This is a genomic window from Pseudomonas sp. Bc-h (assembly GCF_002080045.1).
GTDB lineage: Bacteria > Pseudomonadota > Gammaproteobacteria > Pseudomonadales > Pseudomonadaceae > Aquipseudomonas.
Genome location: NZ_MUIN01000009.1, coordinates 470,228 through 488,208, shown reverse-complemented (window position 1 = coordinate 488,208; position 17,981 = coordinate 470,228). Strand labels below are relative to the sequence as shown.

18 protein-coding genes are annotated in these 17,981 nt (G+C 59.0%); 15 read left to right on the top strand and 3 right to left on the bottom strand.

What is annotated here, in order from left to right:
• Nucleotides 1-807, top strand: a complete 807-nt coding sequence (locus BWR59_RS18855; RefSeq protein ID WP_081567141.1) for an IclR family transcriptional regulator — start codon at nucleotides 1-3, stop codon at nucleotides 805-807.
• Between the two features lie 176 nt (nucleotides 808-983).
• On the opposite strand, the gene BWR59_RS18850 is transcribed toward BWR59_RS18855, so the two are convergent.
• Complete coding sequence (locus tag BWR59_RS18850; RefSeq protein WP_081567140.1) at nucleotides 984-2,036, bottom strand: NAD(P)-dependent alcohol dehydrogenase; 1,053 nt, start codon at nucleotides 2,034-2,036, stop codon at nucleotides 984-986.
• A gap of 179 nt (nucleotides 2,037-2,215) precedes the next feature.
• Between BWR59_RS18850 and BWR59_RS18845 the strand changes: the two genes are divergently transcribed.
• On the top strand, nucleotides 2,216-3,121 hold the full coding sequence (locus BWR59_RS18845; RefSeq protein ID WP_081567139.1) for an AraC family transcriptional regulator: 906 nt from the start codon (nucleotides 2,216-2,218) through the stop codon (nucleotides 3,119-3,121).
• A 139-nt stretch (nucleotides 3,122-3,260) separates the two neighbouring features.
• Here BWR59_RS18845 and BWR59_RS18840 read toward each other — a convergent pair whose 3' ends face one another.
• Nucleotides 3,261-4,925 carry an electron transfer flavoprotein-ubiquinone oxidoreductase gene (locus tag BWR59_RS18840; protein ID WP_081567138.1) on the bottom strand — a complete coding sequence of 555 codons (1,665 nt, stop codon included), beginning with the start codon at nucleotides 4,923-4,925 and terminating at the stop codon, nucleotides 3,261-3,263.
• Between the two features lie 527 nt (nucleotides 4,926-5,452).
• Between BWR59_RS18840 and BWR59_RS18835 the strand changes: the two genes are divergently transcribed.
• From BWR59_RS18835 to BWR59_RS18795, 9 genes are all read left to right on the top strand, one after another.
• The gene (locus BWR59_RS18835) at nucleotides 5,453-6,202 is read left to right on the top strand and encodes an electron transfer flavoprotein subunit beta/FixA family protein (protein WP_074753422.1); all 750 of its coding nucleotides are present in this window, start codon (nucleotides 5,453-5,455) and stop codon (nucleotides 6,200-6,202) included.
• Nucleotides 6,202-7,131: an FAD-binding protein gene (locus BWR59_RS18830; protein WP_081567137.1), complete on the top strand. Its 930-nt coding sequence runs from the start codon at nucleotides 6,202-6,204 to the stop codon at nucleotides 7,129-7,131. The genes BWR59_RS18835 and BWR59_RS18830 overlap by 1 nt, the downstream gene beginning before the upstream one ends.
• Before the next feature lie 141 nt (nucleotides 7,132-7,272).
• Nucleotides 7,273-8,100 (top strand): transporter substrate-binding domain-containing protein, encoded by an 828-nt coding sequence (locus BWR59_RS18825; protein ID WP_081567136.1) that lies wholly within the window; start codon nucleotides 7,273-7,275, stop codon nucleotides 8,098-8,100.
• Nucleotides 8,101-8,121: 21 nt separating this feature from the next.
• Nucleotides 8,122-8,475, top strand: coding sequence for a DUF4398 domain-containing protein (locus BWR59_RS18820; RefSeq protein WP_168184507.1), 354 nt, complete (start codon nucleotides 8,122-8,124; stop codon nucleotides 8,473-8,475).
• A complete protein-coding gene (locus BWR59_RS18815) occupies nucleotides 8,472-9,287 on the top strand; it encodes an OmpA family protein (RefSeq protein WP_081567134.1) in 816 nt (271 codons plus the stop codon). The genes BWR59_RS18820 and BWR59_RS18815 overlap by 4 nt, the downstream gene beginning before the upstream one ends.
• Before the next feature lie 230 nt (nucleotides 9,288-9,517).
• Complete coding sequence (locus BWR59_RS18810) at nucleotides 9,518-10,957, top strand: PLP-dependent aminotransferase family protein (protein ID WP_081567133.1); 1,440 nt, start codon at nucleotides 9,518-9,520, stop codon at nucleotides 10,955-10,957.
• 119 nt (nucleotides 10,958-11,076) lie between these two features.
• Nucleotides 11,077-11,766 (top strand): hypothetical protein, encoded by a 690-nt coding sequence (locus BWR59_RS18805; protein ID WP_081567132.1) that lies wholly within the window; start codon nucleotides 11,077-11,079, stop codon nucleotides 11,764-11,766.
• A 97-nt stretch (nucleotides 11,767-11,863) separates the two neighbouring features.
• Entirely contained in the window at nucleotides 11,864-12,121 is a 258-nt protein-coding gene (locus BWR59_RS18800; RefSeq protein WP_081567131.1) for a YkgJ family cysteine cluster protein, read from the top strand.
• Nucleotides 12,122-12,174: 53 nt separating this feature from the next.
• Entirely contained in the window at nucleotides 12,175-12,780 is a 606-nt protein-coding gene (locus BWR59_RS18795; protein WP_081567130.1) for an START domain-containing protein, read from the top strand.
• A gap of 89 nt (nucleotides 12,781-12,869) precedes the next feature.
• Here the strand turns inward: BWR59_RS18795 and gltA are convergent, their stop codons facing one another.
• On the bottom strand, nucleotides 12,870-14,159 hold the full coding sequence (gene gltA, locus BWR59_RS18790; RefSeq protein ID WP_062381071.1) for a citrate synthase: 1,290 nt from the start codon (nucleotides 14,157-14,159) through the stop codon (nucleotides 12,870-12,872).
• Between the two features lie 364 nt (nucleotides 14,160-14,523).
• On the opposite strand from gltA, the gene sdhC reads away from it, so the two are divergent.
• The 4 genes from sdhC to BWR59_RS18770 are packed head-to-tail and all read left to right on the top strand — an operon-like array spanning nucleotide 14,524 to nucleotide 17,752.
• Nucleotides 14,524-14,898, top strand: a complete 375-nt coding sequence (sdhC, locus tag BWR59_RS18785; protein WP_081567129.1) for a succinate dehydrogenase, cytochrome b556 subunit — start codon at nucleotides 14,524-14,526, stop codon at nucleotides 14,896-14,898.
• Nucleotides 14,892-15,260, top strand: coding sequence for a succinate dehydrogenase, hydrophobic membrane anchor protein (gene sdhD / locus BWR59_RS18780; RefSeq protein WP_081567128.1), 369 nt, complete (start codon nucleotides 14,892-14,894; stop codon nucleotides 15,258-15,260). Before sdhC ends, sdhD begins: the two co-directional genes overlap by 7 nt.
• A gap of 3 nt (nucleotides 15,261-15,263) precedes the next feature.
• The gene (gene sdhA, locus BWR59_RS18775; RefSeq protein ID WP_081567127.1) at nucleotides 15,264-17,036 is read left to right on the top strand and encodes a succinate dehydrogenase flavoprotein subunit; all 1,773 of its coding nucleotides are present in this window, start codon (nucleotides 15,264-15,266) and stop codon (nucleotides 17,034-17,036) included.
• 11 nt (nucleotides 17,037-17,047) lie between these two features.
• A complete protein-coding gene (locus BWR59_RS18770) occupies nucleotides 17,048-17,752 on the top strand; it encodes a succinate dehydrogenase iron-sulfur subunit (RefSeq protein WP_081567126.1) in 705 nt (234 codons plus the stop codon).
• The last annotated feature ends 229 nt before the right edge of the window (nucleotides 17,753-17,981 follow it).

Here is a 17,981-nt window from a genome sequence, read left to right as displayed (position 1 = left end):
ATGCAAGACTCTTCCGACACCGCAAATGTGGCCGGCAAAGACGCGGCACCCACCGGCACGCAAACCCTGCTGCGCGGTCTGGGCGTGGTTCAGGCCGTTGCCAGCGGCGCGCGCGACCTCAAGGAAATTGCCCGACTGATCGGCACCACGCGCAGCACCACCCATCGCCTGGCCAGTTGTCTGGTGGAGGAGCGTTATCTGCGTGTGCTGCCGCAAGTGGGTTATCTGCTGGGACCCAAGTTGATCGAACTGGGGTTTCAGGCGCGTGAGGAACTGCCGCTGGCGATGCTGGCGCGGCCGTTTCTTGACGAGCTGTCAGCCCTGACCGGCGATACCATTCATCTTGCCGTACGTGATGGGGACGAGGTGTTGTATCTGCACAAGAACCCTGGCCGCAATGGCCCGGAAATGCGCTCTCGGGTGGGGCATCGCATGCCGTTGGCGCGCACCGGTATCGGCAAGGCGCTGCTGCTGGACAGCCCGGAAAGCGAGTGGCGCCGTCTGTATGACGTCAGCGTGCCGGAGGTGGCGAGAAACCCGTTGTGGCCTGCCCATCAGGAGCAGACGTGGGAGCAGGTGCGCGAACGTATGCACGAGTATGTGAAGGGTGGCTACGCGTTCGATCTGGAAGACAACGAACCGTCTATTCGCTGTGTCGCGGCGCCTGTTCGCGACGCCAGCAAACACATCGTCGCCGGGATCAGCATCGCCAGTACCGTACCGTACATGCCGCTTGAGAAGATGGCCGAGCTGGTGCCGGTGATCAAGGAAGTGACAGCGCGGTTGTCGGCGGAACTCGGTGGCTAGTCAAGTTACCCCGAAATTTCCTATGCCGCGGATGACCGAGGGAAGGAGCTTGCTCGCGAGAGGCCGGTACATCTGACACAGGTTAATCGCCAGACAAATCTCGTCGCGCGCAAGCTCCCTCCCACTTCAGGCAGGTCGTCTGCCGTTAGTCAGCGTTGCGGCAGCAAAGCGAATGATCAGGCCTTCAACGTCGCCATATCGATCACGAAACGGTACTTCACGTCACCGGCAATCATGCGGCTGTACGCCTCGTTGATGTTTTTGATGTCGAGCATTTCGATGTCGCAGCTGATGTCGTGCTCGGCGCAGAAATCCAGCACTTCCTGGGTCTCAGCAATGCCGCCGATCAACGAGCCGGCCAGTACACGACGCTTCATCACCAGATTGGCCGCATGCAGTGCCGGGTCGACTGGCTCGATCAGGCCCACCAGAATGTGCACGCCGTCGAAGCGCAGGGTTTCCAGATAGGGGTTCAGGTCGTGCTGCACCGGAATGGTGTCCAGCAGGAAGTCGAAATGACCCGCTGCGGCTTTCATCTGCTCGGCGTCGGTGGACACGATCACATGATCGGCACCCTGACAACGGGCTTCTTCAGCCTTGCTCGCCGAGCGGGTGTACAAGGTCACTTCGGCGCCCATGGCCTTGGCGAACTTGATACCCATGTGGCCCAGACCGCCCATGCCCAGCACGCCCACCTTGTCACCCGCCTTGACGCCATAGTGCTTGAGTGGCGAGTAGGTGGTGATGCCGGCGCAGAGGATCGGGGCGGCAGCCGCCGGATCCAGTTTCTCCGGGATACGCACCACGAAATGCTCGCTGACCACGATGCTGTTGGAGTAGCCGCCCATGGTGTTGCTGCCGTCGATGCGGTCAGGGGTGGCGTAGGTCAGGGTGGGGCCTTCAAGGCAATATTGCTCAAGGTCTGCGGCGCAGGCTTCGCAATGGCGGCAGGAGTCGACCATGCAGCCAACGCCAACCAGATCACCGACCTTGTGTTTGCTCACGTTGGCGCCGACTTCGGTGACCTTGCCGACGATCTCGTGGCCGGGCATCAGCGGGTAAACGGCGATGCCCCATTCATTGCGTGCCTGGTGGATATCGGAGTGGCAGACGCCGCAGTAGAGGATCTCGATCGCCACGTCGTCCGGGCGCGGGCTGCGGCGGTTGAAGGTCATGGGGGCGAGGGGTGCCGTGGCCGATTGAGCGGCGTAACCGATAGCTGTGTACATGTGAAACCTCGCATAAACGATGACAGTTGAGGCGGTGCATTCTGCGCAGCGACGCCCTTATCAGCCATGACCATTCCTACGTGAGTCATGCCTGATCCTCCGAACCTGTCTGATCCAGTGATGCGTCGTGCGGCAGATCTGCGATGATTGCACTGTCTAATCCTCCGTCCCGGTTATCCATGTCACTGACTCTTCATTCCGATTCCAATGCCACACTGGTGTCCCTGATCAAACCGCTGGCCTCGCGTCCAGGCTTTGTCGATACCCGCGTGCCGGGCGTTCAGGCGATGTCCTGGGACTTTTACGTCGCCAGCAGCCCGCAGATTTACGAGCCGAGCCTGATCGTCCTGGCTCAGGGCAGCAAACTGGCGCGTCTTGGGCCTCGTACCTTCGAGTACGGCGCCGGCCACTATCTGGTACAGGCGCTTTCGGTGCCGTTCATGTGCGAGACCTTCGCCACTCAGGACGAGCCGATGTATGGCGTTGCCGTGTCGATTGATCGCACGGTCTTGAGTGAGCTGGTGCAAGCCATGGGTGAGGCGCCGGACGTGAAGGTCAAGGCGCAGACGCCGGAATCGATGACTTCGGCCGAACTGGATGCGCCGATGCGCGAGAGCGTCGAGCGCCTGCTGCGCTGTCTGCATGACCCGCTGGACGCTCAGGTGATGGGGCAGGCGCGGGTGCGTGAAGTCGTGTACGCCGCATTGCGTGGACCGCAGGCAGGCGTATTGCGTGCACTGGTCGAGCAGCAAGGGCATTTCGCCCGGATCGGGGCAGCGTTGCAGTATTTGCGCAATCACTATAACGAAGCCCTGAGTGTCGAGGATCTGGCCCGTTGCGCGAACATGAGCGCATCGACCTTCCATGAGCATTTCAAGCGCAGCACCTTGCTGTCGCCGGTGCAGTACCTCAAGCGCGTGCGGCTGCTGAAGGCGCAGCAGATGCTGATCGGCGAAGGGATGGGCGTAGCGCAGGCCGCGCACAAGGTGGGTTATCAGAGCACCTCGCAGTTCAGTCGCGAGTACAAGCGTTACTTTGATCGTAATCCGGGGGAGGAGGGGGCACAGTTGAGGTTTTCGGCGTAGCGCTGAAGCAATTGTGGGAGGGCGCTTGCTCGCGAAAGCGGTGGGTCAGACACCATAGTGTTGTCTGAACCACCGCTTTCGCGAGCAAGCTCCCTCCCACAGAGTGCATCACGCAGGCTTTTCCAGCCGTAGGCTGCGTTTACATATTCGGGTAGGTCGGCCCGCCCGCGCCTTCAGGGGTGACCCAGGTGATGTTCTGGGACGGATCCTTGATGTCGCAGGTTTTGCAGTGGACGCAGTTCTGCGCGTTGATCTGGAAGCGCTTGCTACCGTCTTCCTGGGTTACCACTTCATACACGCCCGCCGGGCAGTAGCGCTGCGCAGGCTCGTCGTACTTGGGCAGGTTGACGCTGATCGGGATGCTCGGATCCTTCAGCTTCAAGTGGCACGGCTGCTCTTCTTCATGGTTGGTGCCGGAAATGAACACTGAACTCAGTTTGTCGAAGCTCAGCTTGCCGTCCGGTTTCGGGTAGTCGATCCGCTTCGAGTCGGCCGCCAGCTTCATGCACGCGTAGTCAGGCTTGTTGTCGCGCAACGTGAACGGAATCTTGCCGCCGAACAGGTTTTGATCGATGAAGTTGAAGGCGCCGCCCAAGATCGGGCCGAACTTGTGGATGGCCGGGCCGAAGTTGCGGCTGGCGAACAATTCTTCGTGCAACCAGCTGCCTTTAAAGGCTTCGACGTAGGTGTTCAACGCATCGCCGCCTTCGTTGCCGGCAAACAGCGCGTCAGCAACGGAATCGGCCGCGAGCATCCCGGACTTCATCGCGGTATGACTGCCCTTGATCTTGGCGAAATTCAGGGTGCCCAGATCGCAACCGATCAGCGCGCCGCCGGGGAAGACCATTTTCGGCAGCGAGTTCAGACCGCCCTTGCAGATTGCCCGAGCGCCGTAGCTGATGCGCTTGCCGCCTTCCAGGTACTGCTTGAGGATCGGGTGATGCTTGAGGCGCTGGAACTCGTCGAACGGCGACAGGAACGGGTTGGCGTAGGACAGATCGACGATCAGGCCGACCACCACCTGGTTGTTTTCCAAGTGATAAAGGAAGGAGCCGCCGGTGTTCTCGGTGCCCATCACATCCAGCGGCCAGCCGGCGGTGTGCACCACCAGGCCTTGCTGGTGTTTGGCCGGGTCGATTTCCCAGATTTCCTTCAGACCGATGCCGTAATGCTGGGCGTCGGCTTCGCTGTCCAGGTTGTAACGCTTGATCAGTTGCTTGCCGATGTGGCCACGGCAGCCTTCGGCGAACAGCGTGTACTTGCCGCGAAGCTCCATGCCGGGGGTGTACAGGCCTTCTTTCGGATTGCCTTCGCGGTCGACGCCCAGATCACCGGTGATGATCCCGCGCACTACGCCGTTTTCGTCGATCAGCGCTTCCTGAGCGGCGAAGCCTGGGTAGATTTCCACGCCCAGGTTCTCGGCCTGCTGCGCCAGCCAGCGGCACAGGTTGCCAAGCGAGATAATGTAATTGCCTTCGTTGTGCATGGTCTTGGGCACGAACGCGCCCGGGACCTTGGTGCCGGCCTCGCTGCTGGTCAGCACATAGATGTCGTCGCCTTTGACCGGGGTGTTCAGCGGTGCGCCGAGCTCTTTCCAGTCAGGGAACAGCTCGTTAAGAGCGCGAGGTTCGAATACCGCGCCGGAGAGGATATGGGCGCCGACTTCAGAGCCTTTCTCCACCACGCAGACGCTGATTTCCTGGCCAGCTTCGGCGGCCTTCTGTTTCAGACGGCATGCGGCGGACAGCCCGGCAGGGCCGGCTCCGACGATGACGACGTCGAATTCCATAAATTCGCGTTCCACTGGCTATCTCCTGATCAAGGCTCAAACGGTATTTTTTTATAAGTGCAAAAAACCGACACGCGGAGAGGTTGTCATCCGAGCGTCATCTCAAAGGGGCGCATTATATCTACACCACCTTGCCGGTCCAATACAAACGTTTGTTTGAATCAGCTGAAACCCTGATAAAACATAGGGAGACGGCTTGTGACTGGCGTTTTTGTCGTATTGACCGCAATAGGCGTTCCGGTCAAGATACGGGCGGTTTTGCGCTCGCCGTAGGCTGACCGTCAGACCGAAGAGCACCTCTAAAAGCGACGCGAAAGTCATGCGGCTGCCCCCTTCAATCCCCTGTAAGCCAGGCGGGGAGCAGTTTACACGGCCGATGGTTGGATGGCTTGGATTGGCGGGGAAGAGCGGTTGTTTTTTGCCGAACTCACCGTTAAGCAACGACGAATACGCTGTTTTCAGAGGTGTTCTTTACACTGACGTGTACCCATCGCCGGGCCGAGCCTGGCGACTTCTTTTCACCGGAGAGTAACGAGGAATCCATGAAGGTTCTTGTAGCTGTCAAACGAGTGGTCGACTACAACGTCAAGGTTCGCGTCAAGGCGGACAACTCCGGCGTCGATCTCGCTAACGTCAAAATGTCGATGAACCCCTTCTGCGAAATCGCCGTGGAAGAAGCCGTACGCCTGAAAGAGAAGGGTGTTGCGACCGAGATCGTCGTCGTTTCCATTGGCCCGACCACCGCTCAGGAGCAACTGCGTACCGCTCTGGCACTGGGTGCCGATCGCGCCATCCTCGTTGAATCCGCTGACGAGCTGACTTCCCTGGCCGTGGCCAAGTTGCTCAAGGCCGTTGTCGACAAGGAACAGCCACAACTGGTCATCCTCGGCAAACAAGCCATCGACAGCGACAACAACCAGACGGGTCAGATGCTGGCCGCGTTGAGCGGTTACGCTCAAGGCACCTTCGCATCGAAAGTCGAAGTCTCCGGGGACAGCGTCAACGTTACTCGAGAAATCGATGCCGGTGCACAGACCGTTTCGTTGAAGCTGCCTGCCATCGTCACCACCGACCTGCGCCTGAACGAGCCACGCTACGCGTCGCTGCCGAACATCATGAAAGCCAAGAAGAAGCCTCTCGAAGTGCTGACGCCTGACGCTCTGGGTGTTTCCACGTCCTCCACCAACAAGACACTGAAAGTCGAAGCGCCGGCTGCCCGTAGCGCTGGCATCAAGGTGAAGTCAGTTGCTGAACTGGTCGAGAAACTGAAAAACGAAGCGAAGGTGATCTGATGCCTATTCTCGTAATCGCTGAGCACGAAAACGGCGCGATCGCTCCCGCCACCCTGAACACCGTTGCTGCTGCCGCCAAGATCGGTGGTGATATCCACGTCCTGGCCGCTGGCCAAAACGTCGGTGCCGTTGGCGAAGCCGCTGCGAAAATCGCCGGCGTCGCCAAAGTGCTGGTCGCCGACAACGCGGCCTACGCGCATCAACTGCCAGAGAATGTCGCACCGCTGGTAGCCGAGCTGGCTTCCGGCTACAGCCACGTATTGGCTGCTGCCACCTCCAATGGCAAGAACATCCTGCCACGCGTTGCCGCGCAGCTGGATGTTGACCAGATCTCCGAGATCATCTCGGTCGAAAGCGCCGATACCTTCAAACGTCCGATCTACGCCGGTAATGCCATTGCGACCGTTCAGTCGTCGGCTGCCATCAAGGTCATCACCGTCCGCGCCACCGGCTTCGACGCCGTTGCCGCTGAAGGCGGTTTTGCTGCTGTTGAAGCGGTGGCTGCTGCCCACGATGCCGGCAAATCGTCCTTCGTCAGCGAAGAGCTGGCCAAGTCCGACCGTCCTGAGCTGACCGCTGCCAAAATCGTCGTTTCCGGCGGCCGCGGTATGCAGAACGGCGACAACTTCAAGCACCTGTACGCATTGGCCGACAAACTGGGCGCAGCGGTTGGCGCTTCTCGCGCTGCCGTCGACGCAGGTTTCGTACCCAACGACATGCAGGTCGGTCAGACCGGCAAGATCGTTGCGCCTCAGCTGTACATTGCGGTCGGTATCTCCGGCGCGATCCAGCACTTGGCAGGCATGAAAGACTCCAAAGTGATCGTTGCGATCAACAAGGACGAAGAAGCACCGATCTTCCAGGTGGCCGATTACGGTCTGGTTGCTGACCTGTTCGAAGCGGTGCCTGAGTTGGAGAAGCTGGTCTAATCCAGCCGTCTGACTTATAAAGAGAACCCGTTCGTTTCGGGCTGCTCGAAAGCGTTGACCATCTGATATGCCGGATGACTTTCGCCTTCTGCAGCTTTGAATGAGCGGGTTTTTTTATTGGATCGAAAAAAGGATGTCGCAATGTCGTCGCCAAGGCAGACGCTGACAGCGCTGATCGCAGGGTTTCTGCTGTTGCCTTCGACGGCGGTCTTCGCTGCGGGCAAGTGTGATCGGCTCATCGTGACTGGCAGCCCGGACGCGCCGCCCTATCTGTGGCGTGACCCGCAGGATCCCAAACACCTGATGGGTGCCAACGCCGATTTGCTCAAAGAGGCGGCGACGCAAATGGGTGTCAAGGTTGAATTCCTGTTTGGTGGCAAGCGCAGTCAGGCGCTGGAAGAGGTGCGCACCGGGCGCATGGACCTGCTCGCCGACACGCCGTTGAACAGTGCCGAACTCGAGTCTCTGGATTTCATCCACCCGCCGATCGCGCAGAACGAAATCATGGTCTGGACTCGCGTCGGTCATGCGCAACCATTCAATGCGCTGGCAGATCTGCGTGGGCATCCCGGGGCGATCTCCGAAAAGACCCGAATCACCTCCAGTTTCGATAGTTCGATTAAAGAACATCTGACGTTGGAAAAGCAGCCCAATCTGACCCAGGCGTTTCAGAAGCTCATGTTGGGCCAGGTCGAGTTCGTGCTCGCCGGGCGCTACGCCGGCCTGGCGCTGACCCAGACGCTAGGGATGGCCAAGGACCTGCACGCACAGCCATTACCGCTGGACCGTCCCGGCCTGTACCTGGCGTTGTCCTTCAATTCAGCATGCAACGACCCGTGGTTGCGCGGACAGCTTGCGAAAAAAATGACAGAATTGGCCGCTTCGGGCCGCTCCAGTGAAGCCGTCACCCGCAATCTGGAACTGTGGAAAGCCCAGTTGCAGCAGCCGGCCAGCACCACAAACCAGTAGGAACGTTTCTTGAGCTTCTTTTTGAAAACAAGACCTTTACTCGCCGCCATGGCAATCGCCTCTCTGTTCGGCTGCGCCAACGATCCTGCGCCGAACGAACAGTTGAAACTCACAGAGCAGGCCGTCGCTCAGGCGGTCGCGGTGGGGGCTACTGATGATGAGCCGGACATGGCGACTGCGCAGTCGAAGCTGACTCAGGCCCGCGCGGACATGGCGGACAAATCCTACAAGGATGCACGCATGCAGGCCGAGCAAGCCGAGCTGGATGCGCGGTTGGCGGAAGCGCGCGTACTCACTGAAAAAAGCAATGAACAGCTGACTCAGGTGAATACCCGTCTGGATCGTCTGCGCAAACAGCTGGGGGCGGCACAATGAACCGTATTCCTCGGGTCCTGAGTGTTTGCCTGTTGCTGGGAAGCGCCGGCTTGTACGGTTGCGCCGGTCATCAGAGCAGCGAGCAGGCGTTGCAGGGCGCCAATGCCGATTTCCAGAAGGTGAAGGTCGATACCAACGTGCTGCGCAGTGCGCCCAAAGATGTCATTCGCGCCGGTGAGTTACTGGCCAAGGCCGAGCGGATGTCAGGTTATGTCGGCAGTTCCGGTGACGTCACGCACTATGCCTATCTGAGCAGCCGCTATAGCGCCATCGCGTCCGAGCACAGTCAGTTGCTGCTTAATCAAGAGAAACTTGCCCGGCTGGAACTTGAGCGTCAACGTCTGCAGCTGGCGTTGCGTGAGGCCAAACTGGCCGGTGCGCAGCAGCAGGGCCAGTGGGCGCAGGATCAGGTCATCAGCCTGTCGACTCAGCAAAGCGAGCGGGGTCTGGTGATGACCCTTGGCGACATGCTGTTCGACACCGGTCGCGCAGAGCTGAAAAGCTCTGCCAACCGTACGGTACTCAAAGTCGTACAGTTCCTGCAGTTCAATCCCAAGCGCGTGGTGCGGATCGAGGGTTACACCGATAGCACTGGCGACAGCGCAGAAAATCTGCAGCTGTCCCGAGATCGGGCTCAGGCAGTGGCCGACGTATTGTCGGACCTGGGAATCGAGGACGAGCGCATCCAGGTCGAAGGCTATGGCGATCAGTTTCCGGTAGACGTGAACACGTCAGAGCGGGGACGAGCCCAGAATCGTCGTGTAGAAATCGTGTTTTCTGACGAAAAAGGTCGGTTGAGCGCCGCCCGTTAAAAATTTTTTTCATTAGGGCCCGGTTTTTTCATCAAAAGCCGGGCTTTTTTTTATAAAAAGCCACCGTTTTTGGCGCTTACGACGCATGAAACTTTAATTCACAGTCAAGTATGACTAGCCTCTGAACAAACTGTCCCAGTACAATTCCAAACTGTTGTGGTGCGGCACTGTAATTGTTTGTCACGCCAAGATTCAGAAAGGCTTGAAAGAGTGGAGTCGAGGGACGCGAAATGACCAATCTTCTGCTTTACCAGCGCATCGCCCAGCAGTTGGCCGAGGATATTCGTCGGGGTGTCTACCAGCCTGGCGAGCGCGTGCCCTCGGTGCGGAAGATGAGCTCCCAGCTCAACGTGAGCCATGCGACCGTGTTGCAGGCTTACGCCAATCTTGAAGATCAAGGACTGATCCGCGCACGCCCCCAATCCGGCTATTACGTGCACCAGACACCGGCCCTCACCGCGCCGACGCCTGACATCGCGCGGGTCGAGCGGCCAGGGCTGGTTACCCGGGCGAGCATCATTCAGCAGGTATTGGTCGAGGCACGTCGCGAAGGGGTGTTTGCCTTCGGTGCCGCTGTCCCGCATATCGACTACCTGCCGCTGCGCGCGCTGCATCAACAATTGGCCAAGGTCACTCGATTCCAGAGCCCTCGCGCGTTCAACTACATGTTCAGCCCGGGTTTCGAGCCATTGCGGCGTCAGGTCGCCATTCGCATGCGCGATGCCGGCGTCGTCGTCGATCCGTCGGAAGTGGTGATCACCCACGGTTGTGTCGACGCGTTGCAAATGTCGCTGCGCGTACTGACCAGTCCTGGCGACCTGATCGCCGCCGAGTCCCCCACCTATTACGGGCTGTTGCAGCTGGCGGATCTGCTGGGGTTGAAAGTCATCGAGATCCCCAGCGACCCGAACACCGGCATCAGCCTGGAGGCCTTGCAGCTGGCGGCCAACCAGTGGTCGATCAAAGCGCTGGTCATGACCTCGCGTCTGAGCAATCCGCTGGGCAGCACCATGCCGGAAGAGCGCCAGAAGCACCTGCTGCGACTGGCGTCGGACTTTGATATCCAGGTGATTGAGGACGATATCTACGGCGAGCTGATGTACGAGCAGAACAAAACCAAGGCCCTGAAAGCGTTCGATCGCCTGGGGCGGGTGATCTACTGCTCGAGCTTCTCCAAGACGTTGTCTCCGGGCGTGCGAATCGGCTGGATGATTGCAGGCAAATACCAGGCGGAAATCCAGCGTCTGCAGACCTTCAGTACACATTCGGCATGCAGCGTCACGCAAATGGCGGTGGCGTCATATCTGGAGAATGGCGGGTACGATCGGCACTTGCGCTATATCCGCCAGGAGCACCGCAAGAATCTCAGCGCCTTTCAGCTGGCGGTGCAGCAGATGTTCCCCGAGGGCACGCAGATCAGTCGTCCTGCGGGTGGCTTCATTCTTTGGATCAGCTTGCCGGGCAGGGTGAATACCCAAGAGCTGCACGTCCGGGCGCTGGAGCAGGGCATCAGCATCGCGCCGGGCCTGATCTTCAGCAACACAGAACAGTTCAACCACTGTATTCGTCTGAACTGTGGCCTGCCTTGGAACCGCGAGGCGGAGAGGGCGCTGATGACCCTCGGTATGTTGGCCAAGCAGCTATGTCAGGACGCTGGTCAGGCTTGGTGAACTCCGGGCTTTCACTGTTTTCAACACCTTCAGGGGGCTAGCTGACAGGGCATTCACTTGTCAGCCGCCGCGCAAAGAGCCAGCATATCGGCTCCTGCCTTTTTTCTGCCGTTTCGATCATGAATTCATTGCGTTGTACTGCTTTGCTGTTAGTGGCGTTGTTGAGTGCTTGTGACGCTGAAAAGCCGCCTGCGCCAGCGCCCAAAGTGTTGGCTGTAGCACCTGTCGGGGCGCCGGAATCCAAGGCTGTGCAGGCCCCTGAGCCGATAGAAAAAGCCGCTGCTGCCATGCCGCCAGTCCATGAACTTGCGCCCAGCGTGCCGACTGTGCGCGTGACTGCGACGAGCAAGGCTGAGCCAGTCAAGCCTGAGACCGCCCAGAAGGCAGCCACGCCAGGCAAAGCCGCAGCTATCGAGCAAAAAGCGCCCGGCGCGAACGCCAGATCCGCCAAGGTCAAAGCGGATAATGCCGCCATCGCTGACCGTGCGCCGGTGGCCAGCAAGAGTAAAAGCCCCGCTCAGGTTGTGAAGGAGACGAAGATTCCCAAGGCTTCCCTGGATTTGAGCCTGCCGCCCGAGATGGTCAAGCAAATGACTCCCCCGCCGAATGTCATTACTGCCGTGTCGAAGTCCAAAGCCCCGGCTGCCGGAGCCAAGCCGCTGCTGCCCAAGATGTTTCCGGACACCAGCAGCGACCCTGATTTTCAGCTTCAGGGGCGCCTGTTGAGCAACGAAATGCAGCTGCAATTACGAAACGAGGCGCGCAAGGATGTTGAAGGGGCTGCTGTGGACTTCACCTTCAAGCAATGACGCATGCCGGTATCGCGCTGTGAATCGTTCATTTTCAAACGCGCGTTTTAGCGGTTAAGATCCTGTCATCTTCCACCGCCTCCTAGAGAATGTATCCATGGAATGCCGTCCGGGCTGCGGCGCATGCTGCATCGCGCCCTCCATTTCTTCGCCGATCCCTGGCATGCCGAAGGGGAAGCCTGCGGGCGAGCGTTGCCTGCATCTTTCTGTCGACATGCTCTGCGCAATTTTCGGCAAGCCGGAACGGCCGCTGGTGTGCAGTCGGTTTGGCGCCGATCCTGAGGTGTGTGGCGACAGCGCCGAGGAGGCAATCCGGATCATCGGATGGTGGGAGCAGGCTACGTCAGTCGCTTGATTGCGCTGTCGGATAGATCGTGACAAGAACTTCAGACAATAAGGAATAAGACAATGGGTTCGCTGTACCGGATTGCGTTTGGCATTGGTATGACTGTACTGGTCGCAGGGGCTGCACAGGCCGACGGCTGGAAGGTCGCCAAAGACGAAGACGGCATCAAGGTCTCCCTCAATGATGTGTCGGGGTCGCAGTACAAGGCCTATCAAGGCGTTGCCACCATCAAGGCCAGCGTTGCCAGGCTTCGGGGCTTGCAGGAGGACGTGGCGGGCGCGTGTGCATGGGTCCATGAGTGTAAATCGCAGAAGATCCTCAAGCACGAGGGCGACAAGACCTGGACTTACACTCAGTTCAATACTCCATGGCCTGTGACACCTCGAGATTCAGTGCTTGAAATCACTACGGTCGAAGGCGCTGACGGCAGTCTGACGCGTAATTTGCTGGGGCAGCCCAAGTACATCCCTGAAGAAAAGGGCTTTGTACGTGTGGCTCAGGTGGAGGGTTTCTGGAAGCTGGTACCCAAGGGGGCCAACGAGACTGAAGTGACCTATCAGGTGCATACCGAGCCGGGTGGCAGTGTGCCGTCCTGGTTGGCCAACAAGTTCGTCGTCGATGCACCTTTCAACACGCTGAAGGCCTTGAAAGAGCGTGCCGAGAAGTAAGGGCAAGACCCCTACAGTTCCGCTGAAATGAAAAAAGGCTGCCAGTGGCAGCCTTTTTCTTTATCGGTGTCGCTTGCTGGCGATCATACTTACTTGCGCTCGGCCAGTGGAACGATGTCGCGAGAAACTTCGCCGGTGTACAGCTGGCGCGGACGGCCGATCTTGTACGGGCTGGAGAGCATTTCTTTCCAGTGCGAGATCCAGCCGACGGTGCGAGCCAGGGCGAAGATCACGGTGAACATGCTGGTCGGAATGCCGATCGCCTTCAGGATAATGCCCGAGTAGAAGTCGACGTTCGGATACAGCGAACGCTCGATGAAGTACGGATCGGTCAGTGCGATCTCTTCGAGGCGCATTGCCAGTTCCAGCTGCGGATCGTTGGTGATGCCCAGCTCGCGCAGGACCTCATCGCAGGTCTGCTTCATCACCGTGGCGCGCGGGTCGCGGTTCTTGTAGACGCGGTGACCGAAGCCCATGAGCTTGAATGGATCGTTCTTGTCCTTGGCCTTGGCGATGAATTTGTCGATGTTCGAGACATCGCCGATTTCATCGAGCATGGTCAGCACGGCTTCGTTGGCGCCGCCGTGAGCAGGGCCCCACAGTGCAGCGATACCGGCAGCGATACAGGCGAACGGGTTGGCGCCCGAAGAGCCGGCCATGCGCACGGTGGAGGTCGAAGCGTTCTGTTCGTGGTCGGCGTGGAGGATGAAGATCCGGTCCATTGCCTTGGCCAGCGTCGGGCTGATCGGTTTGATCTCGCACGGCGTGTTGAACATCATGTGCAGGAAGTTTTCCGCGTAGCTCAGGTCGTTGCGCGGGTACATCATGGGCTGGCCCATGGAGTACTTGTAGACCATCGCGGCCAGGGTCGGCATCTTGGCGACGAGGCGAATTGCGGAGATCTCGCGGTGCTGCGGATTATTGATGTCCAGCGAGTCGTGGTAGAACGCCGAGAGAGCGCCGACAACACCACACATGACAGCCATCGGGTGGGCGTCACGACGGAAGCCGTTGAAGAACGTCTTCAGCTGTTCGTGCACCATGGTGTGATTCTTCACGGTGACGACGAATTGGGCCTTCTGCTCGGCTGTCGGCAGTTCGCCGTTGAGCAGCAGGTAGCAGGTTTCCAGGTAATCCGACTGCTCGGCCAATTGCTCGATCGGGTAGCCACGATGCAGCAGAATGCCGTTATCACCATCGATGTAGGTAATCTTGGATTCGCATGAGGCGGTCGACATGAAGCCTGGGTCGAATGTGAAGCGTCCGGTGGCGGTCAGGCCGCGTACGTCGATTACATCGGGACCAACTGTGCCGGTCAGAATGGGCAGCTCGACGGGGGCAGCGCCCTCGATGATCAACTGCGCTTTTTTGTCAGCCATGTGGCCTCCTATTTATGCTTCAAATCATCAGACAGGCCCCCCACGCAGGGCCCGCACCACTATAGTGAGATAAATTCTAAAGTCAATTTGCCAAAAGTCTTGTGGCAGAAGGCTTTAAGCCGCTGTTTTCCTCGAATTTCCCTGCCATTTACGCCTTTTATTCAGCTAAAGCAATCAGCCATTAGGGGAGGGTCGGTGCGTTGTCATTAGTTGGCTAACTGTCTATACTCGGCACCCGACCGCCAGGGGCTTGCAGGCCTGTTTTTCTGGGGGTCGTCACTCCGTGGGTGGTGGGTACCTGACCAGTGCACTTCCCAACAACTTTGCCCTGATTGTTAGGGGCTCTTCAGTGTGAAAAAAAGCCGTGAATAGCCAACGACCTGTAAACCTAGACCTAAGGACCATCAAACTCCCTGTCACTGCTTACACGTCCATTCTCCACCGTATCTCCGGTGTCATCCTCTTTGTCGGCATTGCCATCATGCTTTACGCATTGGACAAGTCGCTGAGCTCCGAGGAAGGCTTCGCTGCGGTGAAGGCGTGTCTGACCAGTACGCTGGCCAAGCTTGTGATCTGGGGCCTGCTGTCCGCCCTGCTTTATCACCTGGTGGCGGGCATCCGTCATCTGATCATGGATGCGGGCATCGGTGAGACGCTGGAAGGCGGCAAGCTGGGCTCCAAAATCGTTATCGCCGTGTCCGTGGTGGTAATCGTTCTGGCGGGAGTATGGATATGGTAACCAACGTCACAAACCTGTCTCGTTCGGGCCTCTATGACTGGATGGCGCAGCGCGTCTCTGCGGTCGTGCTCGCGGCTTACTTCATTTTCCTGATCGGATACCTCGTCTGTAACCCGGGTATGGACTACGCCCAATGGCACGGTCTGTTCGCCCATACGGCAATGCGCATCTTCAGTCTGCTGGCCCTCGTTGCCCTTGGCGCTCACGCCTGGGTCGGCATGTGGACCATCGCGACCGACTACCTGACGCCGATGGCGCTGGGCAAGTCCGCGACCGCTGTGCGTTTCCTTTTCCAGGCAGTCTGCGGCGTTGCGATGTTCGCTTACTTCGTCTGGGGTGTGCAGATTCTTTGGGGTATCTGATTCATGGCTAACATTAATACCATTTCATTCGACGCCATCATCATTGGTGGCGGCGGTGCAGGCATGCGCGCTGCATTGCAGCTGGCTCAGGGTGGCCACAAGACCGCCGTAGTCACCAAGGTCTTCCCGACCCGCTCCCACACCGTTTCCGCACAAGGTGGCATCACCTGCGCCATCGCTTCGGCCGACCCGAACGATGACTGGCGCTGGCACATGTACGATACCGTCAAGGGTTCCGACTACATCGGTGACCAAGACGCTATCGAATACATGTGTCAGGAAGGCCCTGCCGCGGTTTTCGAGCTGGACCACATGGGTCTGCCGTTTTCTCGCACCGAGACCGGTCGTATCTACCAGCGTCCGTTCGGTGGCCAGTCCAAGGACTTCGGTAAAGGCGGTCAGGCTGCACGTACGTGCGCCGCGTCCGACCGTACCGGTCACGCACTGCTGCACACCCTCTATCAGGGCAACCTGAAAGCGGGCACTACCTTCCTGAACGAGTACTACGCAGTTGATCTGGTGAAGAACCAGGACGGCGCGTTCGTCGGTGTGATCGCGATCTGCATCGAAACCGGCGAAACCATGTACATCAAGGCCAAGGCCACTGTGCTGGCTACCGGTGGTGCAGGGCGTATCTACGCTTCGACTACCAACGCCCTGATCAACACCGGCGACGGTGTCGGCATGGCGCTGCGTGCCGGTGTTCCGGTTCAGGACATCGAAATGTGGCAGTTCCACCCAACTGGCATCGCCGGCGCAGGTGTACTGGTCACCGAAGGTTGCCGCGGTGAAGGCGGTTACCTGATCAACAAGCACGGCGAGCGTTTCATGGAGCGTTATGCGCCGAACGCCAAGGACCTTGCAGGTCGTGACGTGGTTGCGCGTTCCATGGTCAAGGAAATCATCGCCGGTAACGGCTGTGGTCCGAACGGCGACCACGTGATGCTCAAGCTCGATCACCTGGGTGAGGAAGTGCTCCACAGCCGCCTGCCAGGTATCTGTGAGCTGTCCAAGACCTTCGCTCATGTCGACCCTGTCGTTGCGCCGGTTCCTGTGGTTCCGACTTGCCACTACATGATGGGCGGCGTTGCCACCAACATTCATGGCCAGGCAATGACCATGGACGCCGAAGGCAAGGACCAGGTTATCCCGGGTCTGTTCGCGGTAGGTGAAGTGGCTTGCGTATCGGTTCACGGTGCCAACCGTCTGGGTGGCAACTCGCTGCTCGACCTGGTGGTGTTCGGCCGCGCTGCCGGCCTGCACCTTGAAAAAGCGCTGACCGACGGCATTGAATACGACGACGCTACCGAAGCCGATATCGAAGCTGCCCTGGCGCGCCTGAACGCACTGAACGGCCGTACCGACGGCGAAGACGTCGCGTCCCTGCGTCGCGAGCTGCAGAGCTGCATGCAGAACTACTTCGGCGTGTTCCGCACCGGCGAATACATGCAGAAAGGCATCGAGCAACTGGCCGATCTGCGCGCGCGCATCGCCAACGTCAAGATCAACGACAAGTCCCAGGCTTTCAACACCGCGCGCATCGAAGCGCTCGAGTTGCAGAACCTGCTGGAAGTTGCCGAAGCGACCGCGATCGCCGCAGAAACCCGTACCGAGTCCCGCGGCGCCCACGCCCGTGAAGACTTCGAAGATCGCGATGACGTGAACTGGCTGTGCCACACCCTGTACTACCCGGGTGAAAAGCGGGTTGCCAAACGTGCAGTCAACTTTGCGCCGAAGACAGTACCGGCGTTTGAACCGAAAATTCGGACTTACTAAGGGTGGCCGCTATGTTGAAAGTCGAAGTTTATCGTTACAACCCGGACACCGACTCCGCACCCAAGACCCAGGTCTTCGAAGTCGATACCGGTGGCAAGGACCTGATGGTTCTGGACGTACTCGCGCTGATCAAAGAGCAAGACGAAGGTTTCTCCTATCGTCGCTCGTGCCGTGAAGGCGTCTGCGGTTCCGATGGCATGAACATCAACGGCAAGAACGGCCTGGCGTGCATCACGCCGCTGTCCGCCGTGGTCAAGAACAACAAGCTGGTGGTGCGTCCGCTCCCCGGTTTGCCTGTGATTCGTGACCTGGTCGTCGATATGAGCATCTTCTACAAGCAGTACGAGAAGGTGAAGCCATTCCTGCAGAACGACACGCCGGCTCCGGCCATCGAGCGTCTGCAGTCGCCCGAAGAACGTGAGAAGCTGGACGGTCTGTACGAGTGCATCCTGTGCGCTTGCTGCTCGACTTCCTGCCCGTCGTTCTGGTGGAACCCGGACAAGTTCCTCGGTCCAGCTGCGCTGCTGCAAGCCTACCGTTTCCTGGCTGACAGCCGTGACACCAAGACCCAGGAGCGTCTGGCTTCACTGGACGATCCGTTCAGCGTGTTCCGCTGCCGCGGGATCATGAACTGCGTGAACGTGTGCCCTAAAGGCCTGAACCCAACCAAGGCCATTGGTCACGTTCGCAGCATGTTGCTGTCCAGCGGTGTCTGAGTTCGTTGCACCTGTAGCACTCGCAGCACCTGCAGTACTGAAGCATTTGAAACTGTTGTACCCGTAAACGCTGCGGCGCAGGCTTCAACCGGCGCCGTAGTTTTAACCTGAGCAGCAGTCATGAGGCTGCGGCTCTTATTTTGAAGAAATGAGACCAGCAGGGGCATCCGGGCTGGTACCCGGACTATCTGCGTGATCCCAAGTGGCTTGTTACAGTCGCTGCACATGG

Coding starts and splice junctions, on each gene's coding strand:
- BWR59_RS18855 (WP_081567141.1), top strand. CDS start 1: ATGCAAGACTCTTCCGACACCGCAAATGTGGCCGGCAAAGACGCGGCA.
- BWR59_RS18850 (WP_081567140.1), bottom strand. CDS start 2,036: ATGTACACAGCTATCGGTTACGCCGCTCAATCGGCCACGGCACCCCTC.
- BWR59_RS18845 (WP_081567139.1), top strand. CDS start 2,216: ATGTCACTGACTCTTCATTCCGATTCCAATGCCACACTGGTGTCCCTG.
- BWR59_RS18835 (WP_074753422.1), top strand. CDS start 5,453: ATGAAGGTTCTTGTAGCTGTCAAACGAGTGGTCGACTACAACGTCAAG.
- BWR59_RS18830 (WP_081567137.1), top strand. CDS start 6,202: ATGCCTATTCTCGTAATCGCTGAGCACGAAAACGGCGCGATCGCTCCC.
- BWR59_RS18825 (WP_081567136.1), top strand. CDS start 7,273: ATGTCGTCGCCAAGGCAGACGCTGACAGCGCTGATCGCAGGGTTTCTG.
- BWR59_RS18815 (WP_081567134.1), top strand. CDS start 8,472: ATGAACCGTATTCCTCGGGTCCTGAGTGTTTGCCTGTTGCTGGGAAGC.
- BWR59_RS18810 (WP_081567133.1), top strand. CDS start 9,518: ATGACCAATCTTCTGCTTTACCAGCGCATCGCCCAGCAGTTGGCCGAG.
- BWR59_RS18805 (WP_081567132.1), top strand. CDS start 11,077: ATGAATTCATTGCGTTGTACTGCTTTGCTGTTAGTGGCGTTGTTGAGT.
- BWR59_RS18800 (WP_081567131.1), top strand. CDS start 11,864: ATGGAATGCCGTCCGGGCTGCGGCGCATGCTGCATCGCGCCCTCCATT.
- BWR59_RS18795 (WP_081567130.1), top strand. CDS start 12,175: ATGGGTTCGCTGTACCGGATTGCGTTTGGCATTGGTATGACTGTACTG.
- gltA (WP_062381071.1), bottom strand. CDS start 14,159: ATGGCTGACAAAAAAGCGCAGTTGATCATCGAGGGCGCTGCCCCCGTC.
- sdhD (WP_081567128.1), top strand. CDS start 14,892: ATGGTAACCAACGTCACAAACCTGTCTCGTTCGGGCCTCTATGACTGG.
- sdhA (WP_081567127.1), top strand. CDS start 15,264: ATGGCTAACATTAATACCATTTCATTCGACGCCATCATCATTGGTGGC.
- BWR59_RS18770 (WP_081567126.1), top strand. CDS start 17,048: ATGTTGAAAGTCGAAGTTTATCGTTACAACCCGGACACCGACTCCGCA.